The 18888-nt window shown below is 71.6% G+C and carries 20 protein-coding genes; 9 read left to right on the top strand and 11 right to left on the bottom strand.

All coding sequences use genetic code 11. The annotated features are described in order from the left end of the window. Positions 1 to 37: 37 nt before the first annotated feature. From NF4_RS12335 to NF4_RS12305, 7 genes are all read right to left on the bottom strand, one after another. The gene (locus tag NF4_RS12335) at positions 38 to 2170 is read right to left on the bottom strand and encodes a DUF2339 domain-containing protein (RefSeq protein WP_063127466.1); all 2133 of its coding nucleotides are present in this window, start codon (positions 2168 to 2170) and stop codon (positions 38 to 40) included. A gap of 94 nt (positions 2171 to 2264) precedes the next feature. After that, positions 2265 to 2900 carry a response regulator gene (locus tag NF4_RS12330; protein ID WP_063127465.1) on the bottom strand — a complete coding sequence of 212 codons (636 nt, stop codon included), beginning with the start codon at positions 2898 to 2900 and terminating at the stop codon, positions 2265 to 2267. A gap of 116 nt (positions 2901 to 3016) precedes the next feature. Beyond that, complete coding sequence (gene macS, locus NF4_RS12325; protein ID WP_063127464.1) at positions 3017 to 4189, bottom strand: MacS family sensor histidine kinase; 1173 nt, start codon at positions 4187 to 4189, stop codon at positions 3017 to 3019. Positions 4190 to 4350: 161 nt separating this feature from the next. Further along, positions 4351 to 5109 (bottom strand): dethiobiotin synthase, encoded by a 759-nt coding sequence (gene bioD / locus NF4_RS12320; RefSeq protein WP_063127500.1) that lies wholly within the window; start codon positions 5107 to 5109, stop codon positions 4351 to 4353. 58 nt (positions 5110 to 5167) lie between these two features. Beyond that, positions 5168 to 6094: an RNA-guided endonuclease InsQ/TnpB family protein gene (locus NF4_RS12315; RefSeq protein WP_063127463.1), complete on the bottom strand. Its 927-nt coding sequence runs from the start codon at positions 6092 to 6094 to the stop codon at positions 5168 to 5170. Between the two features lie 84 nt (positions 6095 to 6178). Next, the gene (locus tag NF4_RS12310) at positions 6179 to 7333 is read right to left on the bottom strand and encodes an 8-amino-7-oxononanoate synthase (protein WP_063127462.1); all 1155 of its coding nucleotides are present in this window, start codon (positions 7331 to 7333) and stop codon (positions 6179 to 6181) included. Between the two features lie 74 nt (positions 7334 to 7407). Then, positions 7408 to 7992 (bottom strand): TetR/AcrR family transcriptional regulator C-terminal domain-containing protein, encoded by a 585-nt coding sequence (locus tag NF4_RS12305; protein ID WP_063127461.1) that lies wholly within the window; start codon positions 7990 to 7992, stop codon positions 7408 to 7410. A 154-nt stretch (positions 7993 to 8146) separates the two neighbouring features. Between NF4_RS12305 and bioB the strand changes: the two genes are divergently transcribed. The 4 genes from bioB to NF4_RS12285 all read left to right on the top strand — a co-directional run bounded on the left by bioB (position 8147) and on the right by NF4_RS12285 (position 11053). After that, positions 8147 to 9184: a biotin synthase BioB gene (bioB, locus tag NF4_RS12300; RefSeq protein ID WP_030523787.1), complete on the top strand. Its 1038-nt coding sequence runs from the start codon at positions 8147 to 8149 to the stop codon at positions 9182 to 9184. A 50-nt stretch (positions 9185 to 9234) separates the two neighbouring features. Then, a complete protein-coding gene (bsaP, locus tag NF4_RS12295) occupies positions 9235 to 9444 on the top strand; it encodes a biotin synthase auxiliary protein BsaP (RefSeq protein WP_063127499.1) in 210 nt (69 codons plus the stop codon). Positions 9445 to 9446: 2 nt separating this feature from the next. Continuing rightward, positions 9447 to 10148: a DUF2567 domain-containing protein gene (locus NF4_RS12290; RefSeq protein ID WP_063127460.1), complete on the top strand. Its 702-nt coding sequence runs from the start codon at positions 9447 to 9449 to the stop codon at positions 10146 to 10148. A gap of 374 nt (positions 10149 to 10522) precedes the next feature. Beyond that, positions 10523 to 11053, top strand: coding sequence for a DUF1353 domain-containing protein (locus NF4_RS12285; protein WP_063127459.1), 531 nt, complete (start codon positions 10523 to 10525; stop codon positions 11051 to 11053). A 49-nt stretch (positions 11054 to 11102) separates the two neighbouring features. Here the strand turns inward: NF4_RS12285 and NF4_RS12280 are convergent, their stop codons facing one another. Beyond that, positions 11103 to 11861: an NUDIX hydrolase gene (locus NF4_RS12280; RefSeq protein ID WP_063127458.1), complete on the bottom strand. Its 759-nt coding sequence runs from the start codon at positions 11859 to 11861 to the stop codon at positions 11103 to 11105. A gap of 64 nt (positions 11862 to 11925) precedes the next feature. Here NF4_RS12280 and nadA point away from each other — a divergent pair, with 64 nt between their 5' ends. The 5 genes from nadA to NF4_RS12255 all read left to right on the top strand — a co-directional run bounded on the left by nadA (position 11926) and on the right by NF4_RS12255 (position 17234). Then, positions 11926 to 12981, top strand: a complete 1056-nt coding sequence (nadA, locus tag NF4_RS12275; RefSeq protein WP_063127457.1) for a quinolinate synthase NadA — start codon at positions 11926 to 11928, stop codon at positions 12979 to 12981. 45 nt (positions 12982 to 13026) lie between these two features. Beyond that, positions 13027 to 14646 carry an L-aspartate oxidase gene (locus NF4_RS12270; RefSeq protein ID WP_063127498.1) on the top strand — a complete coding sequence of 540 codons (1620 nt, stop codon included), beginning with the start codon at positions 13027 to 13029 and terminating at the stop codon, positions 14644 to 14646. Between the two features lie 118 nt (positions 14647 to 14764). Next, complete coding sequence (gene nadC, locus NF4_RS12265; protein ID WP_063127456.1) at positions 14765 to 15625, top strand: carboxylating nicotinate-nucleotide diphosphorylase; 861 nt, start codon at positions 14765 to 14767, stop codon at positions 15623 to 15625. A 192-nt stretch (positions 15626 to 15817) separates the two neighbouring features. Further along, the gene (locus tag NF4_RS12260; protein WP_063127455.1) at positions 15818 to 16681 is read left to right on the top strand and encodes an arylamine N-acetyltransferase family protein; all 864 of its coding nucleotides are present in this window, start codon (positions 15818 to 15820) and stop codon (positions 16679 to 16681) included. Positions 16682 to 16763: 82 nt separating this feature from the next. Continuing rightward, positions 16764 to 17234, top strand: a complete 471-nt coding sequence (locus NF4_RS12255) for a MarR family winged helix-turn-helix transcriptional regulator (protein WP_063127454.1) — start codon at positions 16764 to 16766, stop codon at positions 17232 to 17234. A gap of 53 nt (positions 17235 to 17287) precedes the next feature. Here NF4_RS12255 and NF4_RS12250 read toward each other — a convergent pair whose 3' ends face one another. Genes NF4_RS12250 through NF4_RS37735 form a run of 3 tightly spaced genes read right to left on the bottom strand, consistent with a single transcriptional unit; the run spans position 17288 to position 18769 of the window. Then, positions 17288 to 17956, bottom strand: a complete 669-nt coding sequence (locus tag NF4_RS12250) for an MFS transporter (RefSeq protein WP_157120244.1) — start codon at positions 17954 to 17956, stop codon at positions 17288 to 17290. Beyond that, positions 17953 to 18585, bottom strand: a complete 633-nt coding sequence (locus tag NF4_RS12245; RefSeq protein WP_063127452.1) for an amidohydrolase family protein — start codon at positions 18583 to 18585, stop codon at positions 17953 to 17955. Before NF4_RS12245 ends, NF4_RS12250 begins: the two co-directional genes overlap by 4 nt. A gap of 10 nt (positions 18586 to 18595) precedes the next feature. Continuing rightward, positions 18596 to 18769: a hypothetical protein gene (locus NF4_RS37735; RefSeq protein WP_157120242.1), complete on the bottom strand. Its 174-nt coding sequence runs from the start codon at positions 18767 to 18769 to the stop codon at positions 18596 to 18598. Positions 18770 to 18888: the final 119 nt, after the last annotated feature.

The following is an 18888-nucleotide window of genomic DNA, read 5'->3' as shown; positions in this document are numbered from 1 at the left end:
GGCCGAGTGCCACCGGGGCCGGGCCGCGGGCCGGGGATCAGCGCGGTGCGGCGGACCCGGAATCGTCCCGGTGGGCCGCGCTCTCGGCGAATGCCCGGGCGTAGCGGGTACCGGCGATGAGCAACAGCACCCCGACCACCAGGAACGCGGTCACCCGGATGAGTCCGTCGAGGGTGGCCAGATCGAACAGGAACAACTTCGCCAGCGCCGCGGCCGTGACCAGCAGCCCGGAGCCGAGGGCGATCTTGGCGGCCGTCGGCGTCCCCCCGCCCAGCCGGCGCAGCCCGTACAGCAGGGCGGCCAGCGCACCGGCCATCCAGACGATGGTGGCGATACTGTGGCCGACGACGAATCCGTCGGCGATACCGGAGACGACCCCGAGCGATACGGTCGTGGCGGTCACCAGATACAGGGCCGCGACGCTGCCGCCGACCCACAGCAGGGTGGCGCGGGAGTCGGTGGATCCGCCGGGATGCCGCGGCGCGGCGAACCGGCCCGCACCCCACAGCGCCACCACGACCACCGCGAGCCCCGCGATCGCCGAAGCCGCCGTCCCGGCCGAGAGTTCACGCACGGCGATCCATTCGGTGGACAGGGTGCCCGGCCCGGCGACCACCAGGAAGGCGAGCCCGCCGAGGGCGGCGGACCCGGTGCCCAGCGCCGCCGCGACCCGATTGCGGGTGCGGCCCGCGATCCCCAGGTAGCAGGCGGCGACGAGGAACAGGCCCATGGCCAGCGTCGCCTCGGTGGTCACGCCCCAGAGGGTTTCCAGTAGGGCGAACGAACCGGCGACAGCCGCGACGGTGGCGGTATGACCGGGTACGCGGGCGATATCGCGCGGCAGCAGCGCGGTCGCGGCGAGCGCCAGCAGGACGACGGCGTAGCCCGACGAGATCGCGGTGGCGACCGGCCGATCGAACAGGGCGGCCGCGGCGAGCAACGGGGTGGTGGCCAGCGCACAGGTCAGGGTGGCAACGATATCGCCGGGCCGGTGCCGCACCACGACGACGGTGCCCGCCAGGCCCACCGCGGCGACCGCGACAGCGGCCACGAGCACCAGCACCCTCCGGCCGGGATCGTCGGTGCCGATCGCCGCGGCGACGATGGCGATCTGGGTGGCGAGTACGGCCGGAACCGTGCGCACCAGGTGCAGGAACGGCCAGTCGTACCGGTACTGCACCGGCACACAGGCCAGTTGCAGCACGATCAGAAAGGCGAGCAACGACAGCTCGGTGCTGACGAACGGGGCCAGCACCGCGGCACCCGCGACGACGAGAACCGCCAGGGCCTGGGAACGCCACTGCACCGCCAGCCCCACCCCGGCCGCGGCGACACCGAGTGCGACGGCGAAGCCCGGCACCGGGTGCAGCCAGTCGTAGATGGTGGTCGTCGCGATCACATCCAGATAGGCGCCGGCGAAGCCGGTGGCGGCCAGCGCGACCCCGCCGACCCGGCCGCCGGTGCGCCGGTACACCCGCACACCGGCCCCCACCAGGGCCGCCGAGAACGCCGCCCCGGCGACGACGCGGGGGACCGGGCCGAAGATACCGGCCTGGGCGGCCAGCACCAGCAGCATCACGACACCGATGAGGGTCACCGCCACCCCCGCCACCGCGAGCAACCGGCTGATCACGCCTTCGCGCTGCCACCACGGCGTGCGCGGCGCGGCCGGTCCGGCAGGGCCGCGGCCGGGAGGTACCGGTGGTGCCACCGGTGGCCGGTTCCGGTAGATCGGGTACGCGCCGGCATATCTGCTGTGCGGCTGTGGCGGTGGGACCGGCCAGGGCGGCTGTGGCGTGGCGGCCGCGGGGATACCCCAGGGGGCGGGGCCGGGAGGTGCCGGCACCGGTCCGCCGGCCGGTGCACCCGCGGCCCCGCCCGCCCGGGCACCGGACGTCCCCGCCGCGTCCGGTGTGGTGGCAGGCGACTGCGACACGGCCGGCTCCGTGGTGTCCGGAGCAGCCGATCCCTGTTCGGCCGTCGGCGCGGACGCACCGGAGATACCCGGCTCCGATCGCTGCGGGGTCACCGTATGCATCTGCCGGTGCAGCGCCTCCAGATCGCGGCCGAGGGTGCTCAGCCGACCGCCGAGCGTGGTGAAATCACCGGCGATCGAGGTGAACTCGCCGGACAGGCGGGCGACCAGCGCCGGATCGATCGAAGTCGTCATACCTCGATGGTCGGCGGCCCCCGGGCCGCGCGGATGAGTAGGACTACTCGGGCCGGCGCCGGGATCTACCCGAATTACCTGAATCGACTGCGGCTCAGTCGTCGAGCCCCTGCTCGATCACGTAGCGGGTGAGCTCGACCCGATTGGCGAGCTGTAGTTTACGCAGGGTTGCCTGCACATGGTTTTCGACCGTGCGATGGCTCAGATCCAACCGGGTCGCGATCTGTTTCGCGGACAGGCCCTTGGCGACCAGCCGCAGCACTTCGGTCTCCCGGTCGGTCAGCGCGGGCCGGTGCGGGGCGCCGGGATCGGCCGGGGCGGTGGCCATCCGGCGGTACTCACCCAGGACCAGGCCGGCCAGTCCAGGGGTGAACACCGCCTGCCCGGCGGCCGTCGCGCGGACCGCGGCGATCAGTTCGGCGGCCGACGCGCTCTTCACCAGATAGCCGGAGGCCCCGGCCTTCACCGCGTCCAGCACATCGTCGCGTTCGCCCGACGCGGAGAGGATCAGGACCCGGCTCTCCGGGGACACCCGCAGCACCTCGGCGGTGGCCAGCGCCCCGTTGCCGTCGGGCAGCTGCATATCCATCAGCACCACCTGTGGCCGGGTCGCGGCGGCCCGGCGGGTGGCGGCCGCGGCGTCCTCGGCGGTGGCGGCCACCCGGAAACCGGCCTCGGTGAGATCGCGGGACACCCCCTCGCGCCAGATCGGGTGGTCGTCGACCACCATCACCGAAATCGTCTGCGCCGCCTGTCCGCTCACGCCGCCGCTCCTTCCGCGTTCGCGCCGTCCTCATCCTGCCAGAGCCACGGGGCGCGCCCGGGTGCCGGACACCCGGGACAGGTTCACCCGCGGGGAATACGGAACTCCCATTCGGTGCCCTCGCCGACGGTGGCCGCGGTGAGCAGTTCGGCGGTGCCGCCCAGCGCCGCGATCCGGCCGGTGATCGATCGCGACACCCCCATCCGGCCCTCGTTCTCGGCCTCGGTGAGCCGGCCGGGCGCGATCCCGACCCCGTCGTCGCGCACGCTCACGATCAGCTCCGGGCCGGTGTCCTCCAGCAGCACGAACGCCCGGGCCGCCGGGCCCGCGTGCAACTTCACATTGGTGAGGGCGGCCGCGACGGCGGCGGCGATCTCGTCGGCGGTCCAGCGGCCGAGCCGCACCGGATCGCCGGGGGTCGAGACCACCACGTCCGGCGCGGCGTACGCGGTGAGCAGCGGACGCAGGTCGACGGTCGTCGCGTCGCCCCCGGACGCGGCGCCCTGTTCGGAGATGAGCCGCCGTAGCGCGATCTCCTGTTCCTCGGCGCGCTGGGCCAGTTCGGTGGCCGGGCCGCCGATCGCGGTGCCGCGCCGGGTGATGTAGGAGAGGATCTGCAGGACGCCGTCGTGCACCTGCCGCGCCAGCCGTTCCCGTTCCGCGGCGGCCGCGGTGAGCCGCACCGCCCGCTGGAGCTGCGCCTGGGCGCGCCGCGCCGTATTCGCGGCCAGACCCAGCGCCAGGCCCACCGAAACCAGCACCGGGGCGGTGGCATCGGCCCAGACATCCTGGCCCCATTGCTGTCGCATGGTGATGATGGTGGCCGCGACGACCAGGCCCGAGACGACTCCCGCGACGGGGCCGCGCAGAATGGCGGCCGAGATCACCGCGTTCGCCGACCACATGGTGGTGGGTAGGGGCTGATGGCCGTGGTACCAGTCGTAGTCGGCGACCAGCGGTGTCGCCGCGATCAGGCCGAGGACCACGAGATGGTCGCCGACCACCACCAGCGTGCGGGTGCGTGCGGTATCGGGGGTGTGCCACTGGGCGAGCAGCAGTGCCGAGACTCCCGACCAGAGCACCATGAGCGCGATGAAAACCCAGCTCAGCCGCTGGTTCTCGTAGTACTGCACGGAGGCGATCTGCTGACCCACCGCGTACAGCAGAGTAACCAGCCGGAAGGCCTGCACCGCCCGCCACAGCGGCGCGGTCGCGGCATCGGCGGGATCGGGTTCGCCGGTCCGGTGCGGGCGCATACGGTGCCTTCCTCGTACGACTTCCGGCAGGGCAGTGGCGACCGGCCGGTGCCGGGATCGCCCGGCCCTCCGCGAGCGTGACGAGCGTGCCCGGCGTCGCGTGGACCGAGGCGCGCGCCGCGTCTCGCTCGCCCGATTCGCGTGGTGGCCGTACCCGAACCTTAAGGAGCCGAGGCGGCGATCGGTGGATGAATCCCCGGTTCGGTGGCGGCCGGTCCGAGATACCGCTCGGCCCAGGACCGGTCGAACCAGCCCGGGGCCGCCGCCCGGAAACGTTCCGGGCGCCACGACCCCGCACCCGCCGGTACGGCACCGACGAGTTCGACGCCGGTGACCCGCGGCAGGTCCGCGCGGTTGGTCCGGGTCGCGAGGTCGGGTCGTTCGGGCCACGAACCCACCACCAGGCCCGCGCATTCCACCCCGGCCTGCCGCAGCGCCCAGGTGGTGAGTTCGCTGTGATTGAGGGTGCCGAGGCCGGGAGCGGCGACCACCAGCACCGGGGCCGCCAGTTCCCGGGCGAGATCGAGCAGGGTGAATTCGCCGAGCCGGACCAGCAGTCCGCCCGCGCCTTCCACCAGCACCAGGTCGGCGGATCCGAGATCGGCGATGGCGGCGGCGGTTTCGGCCAGGGTGAGCAGCGGAGCGCCGCAGCGGCGGGCGGCCGTGGCGGGGGCCAGCGGTTCGGGGTAGCGGGCCGGTTCGACGGTCCGGGTCACTCCGGCGAGGGCGGTGACGACGGCGAGATCACCGGGTTCGCCGGGGGCGATACCGGTCTGGGCGGGTTTGCAGACGGCGACCTCGCGACCCGCCGCGGCCGCGACCGCGGCCAGTGCGGCGGTGGTGACGGTTTTGCCGACCTCGGTCGAGGTGCCGGTGACGAAGAGCAGGTTGACGTCCTCCCGGCCGTGTTCGACCGGGATTCCTCCTGAACCTTGCGGTTCTGCGGTGGGTTCCTGTTTCACAGGGGCGTGCCTTCCGCTAAGCGGCGGGACTTACCGCCCCTCCGCAGGCGTTCAACCTCTCGGCCCGTCCGGCCGCGAGTATGTTCTCGGCCGCGTTGAGATCGCGGTCGTGAACGGTTCCGCACGTGCATGTCCATTTCCGGACGTGCAGGGGTTTCTTCCCGCTCAAGACCCCGCAGACCGAGCACATTCGGGTGGAGGGGAACCAGCGATCCACCTTGGCGAAGGTCCGCCCGTATCGGGCGGCTTTCTCTTCCAGCATGCGGGTGAACATGCCCCACCCGGCATCGTGGACCGATTTCGCCAACCGCGTGCGGGCCAGACCGGACACAGCAAGGTCCTCGACGAATATCGCTTGGTTGTCGCGGACGATCGTCGTGGAATGCTTGTGCGCCCAGTCCCGCCGCGTGTCCGCGACCCTGGCGTGAGCCTTCGCGACCCGCACGCGGGCCTTGGCTCGGTTCTTCGAACCTTTCTCCTTGCGGGAAAGGCTCTGCTGCGCTTTCCGCAACCGGCGTTCGGCGTGGCGCAGGAATCGCGGCGAGGCGATGGTTTTGCCGGTCGACAGGACAGCGAACGTTGTGAGTCCGAGGTCGATACCCACCTCGCTGCCTGTCTCGGGCAACGGTTGCTCGGTAACCTGCACCACGAACGACGCGAAATACCGCCCGGCCGCATCCTTGATCAAACGAGCGTCCTGACATGCCTGGACCAACGCAACCGATGCTATGTCGCCCAACCATGCACGTTTTGGGGTCTTCTTCGCTTCGGTGACGACACGGCGCTGCACTTCGGTGTCGGAGATCTTCTCCCCGGACACGTACGCGTCCCGGCGGGCGCGGAGCGCGTCGTTGTACACCACCCGCGCGCACCCGAACGCACGAGCCAACAAGACCTGTTGGCCGGGCGTCGGGTAGACGCGATAGTTGTACCGAAGCTGCACAACCCAAACCTACTGTCGACCACCGACACACTCGATACGCAGGCCCGGCCCTGAAGGACCGGGCATGCGCGCTACGCTTCCCGGTCATATCGCCACCGCCCCGGCACCGCGGGCCCGGACGAGAACCGGGGTCAGGACGGCGGCGATGGTGGCGAGATCGGCGGCCGACAGGTCGGCGCGGGCGGTGATCCGCAGCCGGGAGGTGCCCTCCGGCACCGACGGGGGCCGGAAACAGCCGACCTCCAGGCCCTGTTCGCGACAGGCCACCGCCGCCTCGTAGGCGACCCGGGGCTCGCCCAGCACCACCGGGACGACCGCCGAATCAGGGGTGGCCACACCGGCGATCCGGGCTATCTCGGCCGCCCGGTCCAGCACGCGCCGGGGCAGTCCGGGGTCCCCGCGCAGGATCCGCAGTGCGGCGCGGGCGGCACCGACGGCAGCCGGCGCCAGGCCGGTGTCGAAGATCATGGTGCGGGCCGTATCGATCAGGTGCGCCCGGATCCGCCCGGCGCCGAGGACCACGCCGCCCTGGGCGGCGAGGGCCTTCGACAGGGTCGCGGTCACCACCACGTCGGGTTCGCCGGCCAGTCCGGTCTCGTGGACGAGCCCGCGTCCGCCGGCACCGCGCACACCCAGCCCGTGCGCCTCGTCGACCAGCAGTACCGCGCCGTGTGCGCGGGTCACCCGGTGGAGTTCGGCCAGCGGTGCGAGGTCGCCGTCGGCGCTGAACACCGAATCGGTGAGTACCAGGGCGCGTTCCTCGCTGCGGGTGGCCAGCAGCCGGCGTACCGCGCCGATATCGCGATGCGGCGCGATCTCCACCCGGGCGCGGGACAGGCGGCAGGCGTCCACGAGGGAGGCGTGGCAGCCGGCATCGGAGACGATCAGCGAACCCCGGCCGGCCAGGGCGGTGACGGCGCCCAGGTTGGCGGCGTAGCCGGAGGCGAACACCAACCCCGCCGCGAATCCGGTGAACTCCGCCAGTTCGGTTTCGAGAAGTTCGTGGTCGGTGGTCGTCCCGGTGACCAGCCGTGAACCGGTGGACCCCGCGCCCCACCGGTGCACGGCCTCGACGGCTCCCGTGATCACCTCGGGGTGCCGGGCGAGCCCGAGGTAGTCGTTGGAAGCCAGATCCAGGCCGGTCGCGACGGCCGGGCGCGGTCGTAGGCGCCGTCGTAGTCCGGCGGTGGTGCGCGCGGCGGCGTTGTCGTCGAGCCAGGCCAGTGGATCGTGGGTCACGGAGGCACCATACTTGAACGGTGTTCAAGGTTGTGTCGAGTGTCCCTCGGTCGAGGGCCGCGCGCCCCCCGCGGTCAGCGGATCTCGGCGCCGAGGCGGTGCCGGATACCGGCGGTGAACAGTTGCAGGCCGAAATCGAAGCGGGCCGTCGGATCCTCGGACGCGGCGAGGGCGCCGGTCTCCGCGGCCAGGGCGCCGGCCGAGTCCATCTGCATCCGGGACTGTTCGTCGACGGTGTGCCCGAGCACGTAGTACAGCAGCGTGTACGCGGCGAGTTCGGCCTCCGCGCGCGGAATCCCGGCGCGGATGACCGCGGCGGCGAGTCGTTCCCGGCCCTTGCTGGTGGTCAGGCGGGAGGCGTAGGTGGCCGAGACCAGTTCCGCGCCGTCCCGGTAGGTGAGCAGGCAGTCGCGCAGTCGATGGGCCAGCTCGGCGAGTGCTCCCGACCAGTCGCCGGCGCGTACCGGGTGCTCCATCGGGGCGAGGATCCGGTCGGCCACGGCGCCGAGCAGTGCCTGTTTGTTCGGGAAATGCCAGTACAGCGCGCCGGGCTGGACCCGCAGCGCGCCGGCGAGCCGACGCATGGTGAGGTCGGCCAGGCCGTACTGGTCGAGGATGGCGATGGCGCCGTCCACGACGTCGTCCCGGTGTAACTGCACGGTGCGGACCTCCCGATATCGCTGACTCCTCCTGACGCTACCCCAGCCTGAACACTGTTCAAGCTTTGGCGCTACCCTGTCCTGAACACTGTTCAAGTCCTGGATTCCGCGCGGATGGGAGCCAGGAAAACCTTTCGGACGAAGGGAACCGCCCGTGACACAGGCACCCGCCGGGACACCCGATACCGCCGCCACCACCGAGGACGTGCTGACCCTGGCGCGGGACCAGGTCCTGGAGCGCGGAATCGGGCTGACCCGGGAGCAGACCCTCGACGTCCTACGCCTCGGCGACGACCGTCTCGAACCCCTGCTCGAACTCGCCCACGAGGTACGGATGAAGTGGTGCGGTCCCGAGGTGGAGGTCGAGGGCATCATCAGCCTCAAGACCGGCGGCTGCCCGGAGGATTGCCATTTCTGCTCCCAGTCGGGCCTGTTCCAATCACCCGTGCGCGCGGCCTGGCTGGATATCCCGAGCCTGGTGGAGGCGGCCAAACAGACCGCCAAGACCGGCGCCACCGAATTCTGCATCGTCGCCGCGGTGCGCGGACCCGACGAGCGGCTGATGGCCCAGGTGGCCGCCGGTGTCGAGGCCATCCGCAACGAGGTCGACATCCAGGTCGCCTGTTCGCTCGGCATGCTCACCCAGGACCAGGTCGACCGGCTGGCCGCGATGGGTGTGCACCGCTACAACCACAACCTGGAGACCGCGCGGTCCTACTTCCCGAACGTGGTCACCACACACAGCTGGGAAGAACGCTGGAACACACTGCGGATGGTGCGCGCGGCCGGGATGGAGGTCTGCTGCGGTGGCATCCTCGGGATGGGCGAAAGTCTGGAACAGCGCGCCGAATTCGCCGCCGACCTGGCCGCACTCGAACCCGACGAGGTCCCGCTGAACTTCCTCAACCCGCGGCCGGGCACGCCCTTCGGTGACCTCGAGGTCCTCCCGGCCGCCGACGCGTTGCGTGCCGTCGCGGCATTCCGGCTCGCCCTGCCCCGGACGCTGCTGCGGTTCGCCGGTGGTCGTGAGATCACCCTTGGCGATCTCGGCGCCCGCCAGGGCATCCTCGGCGGTATCAACGCGGTGATCGTGGGCAACTACCTCACCACCCTCGGCCGTCCCGCCGAACAGGACCTGGACCTGCTCGGTGAACTCGAGATGCCGATCAAAGCACTCAACGAAACCTTCTGATCGGCGATGTCGTCCGGGGAAGGGCCGAGGCCGTGAGTACTGTCGGCGATATGGACGCGCGCTACAACCCGTTCACGGGCCGGCCGATCGTGCCCGGACTCGACGAACCGATCGCCCGGGCGGTGGAACTCGGGCTGGAACCGCCGCGGTTCTGCGAGCACTGCGGCCGCCGCATGGTGGTGCAGATCGACCCCGACGGCTGGTGGGCGACCTGCTCCCGGCACGGGCGGATCGATTCCGCCCGCCTGGAAAGGCGGTAGCGATGGCCGGGTGGAACCGGGCCGGGACGCGTCGTGAAATGCGCGCCGCCCTCGTCCTGTTGCTCGCGGTGGTTTTGGTCAGCGTGCTGGTAGGCGCCCTGTGGGGGCTACTGGCGCCAACCGAACGGGTGCTGGTGGTCGAGCCGGGCCGCGGCGCCGCGCTCGTCGGAGAGAGTCTGCACCGGTTCGACGCGACGGCGTTGTTCGCCGGTGCCGGGGCGGTCACCGGTTTCCTGTCGGCGGTGGCGGCATGGCGGTGGCGCCGGATGCGCGGTCCCCTCCAGTGCGCCGGGCTGCTGCTGGGCTCGGTGGCCGGCGCCTGGGTCATGGCGTGGTCCGGGAACATGGTTGTCGCGTGGGATAATTCGCGGCCCGAGGACCCACCGGTCGGTCGGATCGTCGCCTTGCCCGTGGAGTTGGGCACTCAGCTCGCGCTGGTGGTGCAGCCGCTGCTGGCCGGACTGGTGATCCTGCTGCTGGCCGGGTTGAGCCCGGCCGAGGATCTCGGGACCGGTTTCGCCAGTGCCTTCGACGACTCCCGGCCCCAGCCCTACGCCGATCCGGAGTCCGACGACATGGCGTATCGCCCCGGCCCACCCGGCACCGCGCCATCCGCCGATCCGGCCCGAGCCGGTGCGGGGGCCGGCTTCGGCGGTGCGGCCGGCGGCGATCCGCCCGCTGCCCCGCCGAGCCCACAGAGCTGAGTGCCGGGCGCGGAGCCGAGGGCCACCACGCCACGCCGGGTAATCGGACCGCTGTCGCGAGCGGAGACACACGCGCGTGCCAGGTCGTCGCCACGGAGGTGCTGCACGGTGATCCGCCGACAGCCCTCCGGAATGTGCAGGCCGACATACGACGGATTCGCATTGCGGTCCTGGCCGATGGGGTTGCGACAGTCGGCCGGCCGGGACGAGGTGTCCCTGTGTCCCTGTGTCCCTGTGTCCCTGTGTCCCTGTGTCCCTGTGTCCCTGTGTCCCTGTGTCCCTGTGGGCGGGGCGGTCCGCGCGGCCGGTTCCCGGGGTCGTCACTTACGGTCGTAGGCTGAGCGAATCCGATGTGATGACAGGGAGATTGCTTCGTGGGGTTCACCAGTGCGCTCGTGGTCGAGGAGATCGATGGGACGTTCTGGAAGGTCCGCGAACCGCTGGGTTACGCGGGGGCGGACGAACATTTCGAAGTACCCGTCGGATTCCGGACCGATTTCGCTTCGGTGCCGCGGCCGGTGGTGTGGCTGATACCGCGCTACGGCGTGTACACGCGGGCGGCCATCCTGCACGACTATCTGCTCCGCTCGGAGTCGGTGAGCAAGGTCGACGCCGACGGGCTTTTCCGGCGAGCGCTGCGCGAATGCGCGGTATCGCTGCCGCGCCGCTGGATGATGTGGGCGGCGGTGCGGTTCGGTAGCCGGCTGCAGGGTGCCTCCCCGGCGGCGCTGGCGGTGTTCACTGTGATCGCGGTGCTGTCCGTCCTGTTCCTGCTGATTCCCACCGTGGTGGTGACGGTATTCCTGCTGCTGTTCTGGGTGATCGAGGTGATCGTCTGGCCGCTGGACCGCGGGGCCCGGCGCCCGGAGAAGCAGCCGGTACCGCGGCCGGAGCTGCGGACCTGATCCCGGTCCGCGCCGCACGAGCGGATCTCCGGTGCGGCCGCGGGCGGCGTCAGGCGCGCGGCCGGAGCGCGGCGAATTCATCGGTGACGCGTAGTCCGGAATCGCTGAACCGGTAGACCGAGGCGGGGCGTCCGCCGGCCCGTCCCGGGGCGGCGGTGTCCCCGGTGGGGGTGATCACCTTGCGCCGCGTCAGGACCCGCTGCAGGTTCGTCGTATCCACATCGTAACCGAGTGCGGCGCAATAGATCTCCCGCAGTGTCGACATGGTGAACCGATCCGGCGCCAGGGCGAAGGAGATATTGGTGTAGGAGAGTTTCGCGGCCAGCCGCGCCCGGGCGTGTTCGACCACGGTGCCGTGATCGAACGACATCTCCGGTAGTGCGGCCACGCGGTGCCAGGAGGTGTCGTCCGGCAGGTGCGGGTCGGCGGTGAGGGGGACCAGGCCCAGGTAGGCCGAGGCGATCCGGCGCGGGCCGGGGACACGGTCGGGGGCACTGAACACCGACAGCTGCTCGAGGTGGTCCACCTCGCGCACGTCCACCTTCTCGGCCAGCTGCCGGCGCGCCGAGGTGTCCAGGTCCTCGTCGTTGCGCAACCGGCCGCCGGGGAGCGACCAGGTGCCGCGCTGCGGGTCCAGCGCACGTTGCCACAGCAGGACCGCGAGTTCCCGCTGTTGGCGGGGCGGACGGCGGTCCCCGGCCGCTGCGCCGCGATGACCTGCGGAGTTGTCGGTGGGGAAGCGGCGAACCTGGAACACCGCGGTGAGCGATTCATGGATGGTGCTAAACTGGTCCACGTTTTCGATCATAAGTCGAAAACCTGGTTGAGTGCGAATCGGCAGAGGGGCCGATCGCGCGGAGGAAGGAGCGACCATGGCGACGATGGGAGCAGAATTGGCCCCGGCGCCGGGTACCGCACTGCGGGAGCGGATCAGCGACGGGCCGTCGGGCTACACCGGGGTCGAGGCGACACCGGAATGGGCGGCCGAGGTGAAACGCCTGGCCCGGCAGCGCAACGCCACCATTCTCGCGCACAACTATCAGCTGCCCGAGATCCAGGACGTGGCCGATCACGTGGGTGACTCGCTGGCACTGTCCCGGATCGCGGCCGAGGCGCCCGAGGAGACGATCGTCTTCTGCGGTGTGCACTTCATGGCCGAGACCGCGAAGATCCTGAGCCCGGAGAAGACCGTGCTGATCCCCGACGAGCGCGCCGGATGCTCGCTCGCGGATTCGATCACTGCCGAGGAACTGCGCGACTGGAAGGCCGAGCACCCGGGCGCGGTGGTGGTGTCGTACGTGAACACCACCGCGGCGGTGAAGGGGCTCACCGATATCTGCTGCACCTCGTCCAACGCGGTCGACGTGGTCGCCTCGATCGATCCCGCCCGCGAGGTGCTCTTCCTGCCCGACCAGTTCCTCGGCGCGCACGTCAAGCGCGAGACCGGTCGCGAGAACATGCACATCTGGATGGGCGAATGCCATGTGCACGCCGGGATCAACGGCGACGAACTCAACGCCCAGGCCCGGGCGCATCCCGACGCCGAACTCTTCGTGCACCCCGAATGCGGCTGCGCGACCTCGGCGCTGTACCTGGCCGGTGAGGGCGAATTCCCCGCCGACCGGGTGCACATCCTGTCGACCGGCGGCATGATCGACGCCGCCCGCGCCGCGAAATCGAACCAGGTGCTGGTCGCGACCGAGGTGGGCATGCTGCACCAGTTGCGCAAGGCCGCCCCGGGTATCGACTTCCGGGCCGTCAACGACCGCGCCTCCTGCAAGTACATGAAGATGATCACCCCGGCCGCGCTGCTGCGCTGCCTGGAGGAGAACCGCGACGAGGTGCACGTCGACCCGGAGACCGCGGCGCTGGCCCGGCATTCGGTACAGCGGATGATCGAGATCGGCACCCCGGGCGGCGGGGAATGACGCCGGGCCGGGCGTGACACCGTCCCCCCGGACGTGGAGTACGTGATGACCGAGCAACTCGATCGCGCGTGGGAGGCCCGCGCCGACCTCGTGGTGGTCGGCGGCGGGGTCGCCGGGCTCACCGCCGCCCGCGCGGCCGCACGGGCCGGAGCGCGGGTGCTGATCCTCAGCAAGGGCGGCCCGGCCGATACCGCCACGCAGTACGCGCAGGGCGGTATCGCCGTCGTGGCCCCGGACGGGGATTCGGTGGACTCCCATGTCGCCGACACCCTCGCCGCCGGCGGCGGACTGTGCGATCCCGACGCGGTGCGCTCCATCGTCGCCGGCGGCCCGGACGCGGTGGCGGCACTCACCGACCTCGGCGCGGTCTTCGACCTCGGCCGGGACGGGCAGGTGTCGCGGACCCGGGAGGGCGGGCACAGCACCCGCCGCATCATTCACGCCGGCGGCGACGCCACCGGCGCGGAAGTGCAGCGGGCACTGTCGGCGGCCGGATTACCGGTGCTGTTCGGGACCTCGGTGCTCGAGGTCGTCACCGGCGCGACCGGGGTCCAGGGGGTCCTCGCCGTCTCCGAGCGCGGCCTCGGCCGCGTGCACGCGCCCGCGGTGCTGCTCGCCACCGGCGGTCTCGGGCAGCTGTACGCGTTGAGCACCAATCCGGCCGGCGCGACGGCCGACGGTGTCGCCCTGGCGCTCTGGGCGGGCGCGGCGGTGGCGGATCTGGAATTCGTGCAGTTCCATCCCACCGTCCTGTACACCCCCGACGGTTTCGGACGGCAGCCGCTGATCAGCGAGGCGGTGCGCGGTGAGGGCGCGCGCCTGGTGGACGCGCGGGGTGATTCGGTGACCGCCGGTGTCCATCCGCGCGGTGATCTGGCGCCCCGGGATGTGGTGTCCCGGGCCATCGCGGCGCGGATGCGGTCGCTCGGCGCCGACCATGTGTACCTCGACGCCCGTGAGGTCCCGGAGTTCACCCGGCGCTTTCCGACGATCACCATGTCCTGCCGCGCCGCGGGTATCGATCCCCGCCGCGATCTGATCCCGGTGGCGCCCGCCGCGCACTATCAGTGCGGCGGGGTGGTCACCGATCTACACGGGCGTACCGGCGTGCCCGGGCTCTACGCGGCCGGAGAGGTCGCGCGCACCGGGTTGCACGGTGCCAACCGGCTGGCCTCCAACAGCCTGCTCGAGGGGCTGGTGATGGGTGAGCGGGCCGGGCTGGCGGCGCTGGAGCGGCTGGGTGAACCGACCGGCGCCACGGGCGGATTCGGGAAGGTCCGGCCGGTGCTGCCGCGCCCGGTGCTCCAGCAGACGATGACCGAGCACGCCTCGGTCGTACGCGACGGCGCCGGGCTGGCCCGGGCGGCACGGCTGCTCGACACCGCGCGGGCCGACGAGCCGGCCGCGTCGGCGACCGCCGTACCGGCGCCCCGATCCGGGACGTCCGCGGACGCCGTGGCCCGGGTCGAGGACGCGGCGCTCACCGTGACCGCGCGGGCGCTGTTGCTGGCGGCGCGAGTGCGTACCGAGAGCCGCGGCTGCCACACCCGCTCCGATCATCCGCGGACGGCACCGGGCCCGGCGCAGCCGATCATGGTGCGCCTCGACGAGGGCGGGGCGCCGCGAGTGGTCACCGAACCGACGCCGCTGGCGGCGCCGTCGTGAGCGGTCGCGAGGCCGCGGCGTTCGCGACCTGCCCGCTACCGGAGCCGGCCGGTCCGGTGTCCGCCGACGAAGCGATCCCGCGCGCCTGGGCGCCCGGATCGAGAACGAGGAGAAGACGATGACAGTGGATCCCGGTCTGGATCCGGCGGAAGTCCGCGCTCTCATCCGTACCGCGCTGGACGAGGACCTGCGCTACGGGCCCGATATCACCACCACGGCCACCGTCCCCGCGGACGCGGTGGTGAAGGCCGCGGTGGTGGCCCGGCAGCCGGGCACCGTCGCCGGAATCGATATCGGGCTGCTGGTGCTCGACGAGGTGATCGGCGCCGACGGCTACGAAGTCACCGAGCGGGTGCCCGACGGTACCCGGATCGCGCCCGGGCAGACGGTACTGGCGCTGGTGGCCCCGACCCGCGGCCTGCTCACCGCCGAACGCACCATGCTCAACCTGATGTGTCATCTCTCGGGTATCGCCACCGCCACCGCCGACTGGGTGGACGCGGTCGAGGGCACCGGCTGCCGGATCCGGGACAGCCGTAAGACGCTGCCCGGCTTGCGCGCCCTCCAGAAGTATGCGGTGCGCGCCGGTGGTGGCGTGAACCATCGCATGGGTCTGGGCGACGCCGCGCTGATCAAGGACAACCACGTCGTCGCCGCGGGTTCGGTGGTCGAAGCGCTGCGGGCCGTCCGCGCCGCCGCGCCGGAGATCGACTGCGAAGTCGAGGTCGACGATCTCGACCAACTCGACGCCGTACTCGGCGAGAACGTGCAATTGGTCCTGCTCGACAATTTCCCGCTCTGGCAGACCCAGGCCGCGGTCCAGCGCCGTAATGCCGTCGCACCGGAGACGAAGCTGGAATCCTCCGGCGGCCTCACCCTCGATATGGCCGCGGACTACGCCCGGACCGGCGTCGATTTCCTGGCGGTGGGCGCCCTGACCCATTCGGTCCGGGTACTGGACCTCGGTCTCGACATGTAGCAGCACCATTCGGCTGTCGTGCGGTGGCTGCTCGGATGCCGGGATGGTGGGATGTGCCCGCCCGAGTCCCGGCTGCCCACGGAGCGTGCCCACCTCGGCCGCCCGGCCCCCGGGGTTGCCGGTTCCCGGAGACCTGGAACATCCGGTGAGTTCGCGCGGTTGCTCGTTTCGTACCCGGGTGAAAGGGATGAGATGTCGAAACCGGCCGACGCCGCGTATCACTGGAACGGCGCAGCACTGGATCTGGACGCGTACCTGGCGCGGATCGGATATACCGGCCCGCGCACTCCGACGCTTGCCGTGCTGCGGGACCTGGTGGCCGCGCACACCACGGCGGTGCCGTTCGAGAACCTGGAGGCGGTGCTGGGGCGGCCGGTGCCGCTGGATCTGGACACCCTGCAGGACAAACTGATCCGGCGGCGGCGCGGTGGATACTGCTACGAGAACGTCACCGTGTTCGCGGCGGCGCTCGAGCGTTTCGGGTTCGGTGTCACCGGCCTGTCCGGCCGCGTCACCATGGGGTCGGGCGGACTGCGCCCGGCCACCCACGCGCTGTTGCGAATCACGGTCTCCGACGACGACCGGGTGTGGCTGGCCGATGTGGGGTTCGGGGCGGGGCCGTCCGAACCCTATCCGCTGGTCGAACGTCCGGACGAGTTCACTCTCGGCGGCTGGCGGTTCCGGCTCGAACGCACCCGGGGTGAGCTGGGTGGTGAGGAGTGGGTCCTGCACCAGTTCGCGTCCGCCGGCTGGGTGGACCGCTACACCTTCACGCTGGAACCGCAGTACCGGATCGACTACGAGGTCGGTAACCATTTCGTCTCCACCTCGCCGCGTTCGCCGTTCACCCAGCGGCCGTTCGTACAGCGGTTCCTTCCGGGCGTCCATCACACGCTCGACGGCCGCACGTTGACCACCGAATATCCGGACGGGACGAGCGATTCCCGGGAGCTGGAACTCGCGGAGTTGGCGAAGGTGCTCGGCGAGGTCTTCGATATCGATCTCTCGGACGGGGATGCCGAGGCACTGATCGCCGCGCCGTGGACGACCCGCTGACCGGCCCGGCCGGGGCGCCGCGCGGTCTGCGTCGGCGGCCGGTTTGTGGGAGTTGCCAACAATTGCTTGCTAGATTCCGGTTATGAAGATCGCGCACGAGGACGTCCCCGGCAGGCTGCGTTCCCTGCCGACCCGACTGATCAACCAGACCGCGCTGCTCGCCGCCCGCGCCACCGAACAGGCGATGGCCGATACCGGATCGCGGCGATACCACTATGCCGTGCTCACCACCCTGCGGGAGTCCGGCGCCGCCAGTCAGGCCGAACTCGGGCGTCGCACCGGAATCGACCGCAGCGATATGGTGGCGGTCCTCAACGACCTGGTCGGCCGCGGTTTCGCGGAACGGGACGCCGATCCGGAGGACCGCCGGCGCAATATCGTCACCCTCACCGAGGCGGGCGGCGCACACCTCGACGACCTGGACCGCCGGCTGGACCGGGCGCAGGACGAACTGCTCGCCGCCCTCACGGCGGCGGAGCGGCGCACGCTCGTCGGTCTGCTCACCCGGATCCTCGACGCGCATACGGAGTCCGCGGCTCGCGGCCGGGCGTGACCGTAGCCGGACCCGGTACGGTTCCGGTCACGCCCGGTGCGGCTACCAGCGGATCACGGTCCGCTGGTAGCCGCGTGCACACCGGGGTCCGGCCGGCGTGGCGGCTGCGGTACGGCCGTACCCGCCAGCAGCTGAACCAGGCACAGACCGGCCAGCAACCAGAGGACCGGCTCCCAGGAACCGCTCCACAGGTGCAGGGCGCTCTGCGTCGCGACCCCCGCACCCGCCAGCGCGTAGCCGATGCCGTGGGTCGTCGCCGACAACACCGTCACCGAGTCCGGGTCGGGCGCGCGCAGCGAGATCAGGCTCAGGGTGAGCGACAGAGTGCCCAATCCGACCCCGATCATGGCGGCCCACAGCCACGGCACCGCCTGCGTCCCGGCGATCAGCAGCCCGGGGCCGCCGGCAACGCGCACGATCTGACCGGCCGCCATGATCGCCAGCGCGGCCGCGAAGGCGTGCGCCGGATCCCATGCCGCCGCCAGCCGCGGGGTCAGCAGACCGCCCACCGCATAGCACCACAGCGGCATGGTGACGATCCAGCCGAGGACCGCCGAGTCGATGCCGGTCGCGGCCGGGACGAATTCCAGCGCCGCCCCCAAACCGGTGATCGGCGGACGCAGGGCGAATCCGGCGAGGACCAGCGCGGCGGCGCCGAGCAACCAAGCCCGGCCGGGGGTACGGGAAACGCTATCTCTCCCCAGCGCCGGCGCTCCGGTCATCTCGGCACCGGGGCGCCGTTGCGCCCGGCCGGCGCCGCCGCGGCCGCGGCCGGACGAGACGGGGCCGGTGTCAGCCCGAGCAGTTCGCTGATATTGCGCCAGGCGACCCGTTCCAGCAGTTCGTCGTCGGCAGCGACACCCAGCTCATCCACCCGCCACCGTGCCCGCAGCGCGGCCAGCTGCGGACCCATCTCCTCCATCGGATAGTCCAGCGCCACGGCCACCCGGTCGGCCCCGGCCCCGGATACCGCCGCCCAGAACGCCATCGGGTCGGTCACCCCCGAGGTGGTGACGAACAAGTTGGTGCGCAGGTAGTGCGACGGTGGATGGTCGAGCCGGAGGCCGTGCCGCTGCGCGTTGGCCACATGCCAGCGGGAGTCCAGCCGGGACGGGGCGGCGAGCAGGCCCTCACCGGCGTGGCCGAGGATCACCGTGAGCTCACGGGTCGCCGGGCGGTCGAAGACGCCCGCGCACAGCAGCCGCAGGAAATGGGCGGCGATCTCGACGCCCCAGCCGAACAGCGGCCCGCGCAACTGTGGATGACCGGCCGTCCAGGCCGCGGCGTCCGGCGCGTTCGCCGGGTGCAGATACAGCGGAACACGCAGACGGCCAGATCCGCACCGGTCCACCCCTGTCGGCTCAGCAGCGCCCGCAGCGCGGGCGCCAGGCCGGGATGGAACGCACCGCCTCGGTGGTGAGCCGGAACCGCGGCCCCTCGTCGGTGACGGCCCAGGTGATCGCGTCCGAAGTGCCGGGCACCTCGTAGCGGGCGATATCCAGCAGCTCCACGCCCTCCTCGAGCGAGGTGGACACGACAGCGGCCGCCGCGGCATCGGAGAATCCAGCGCTGCCCCCGCGGCGGGTACCGCGTAGGCGTGGAACGCGTCCCAGGCCGCGGCGTTGCGGGCCGCGAATCCCCGCATCGCCATGAT

Origin of the sequence: Nocardia fusca NBRC 14340, assembly GCF_001618425.1 — a bacterium.
GTDB classification, from domain to species: domain Bacteria; phylum Actinomycetota; class Actinomycetes; order Mycobacteriales; family Mycobacteriaceae; genus Nocardia; species Nocardia fusca.
Note: the sequence above shows the minus strand (reverse complement) of the source record. Positions and strands in the feature narration are given on the sequence as shown.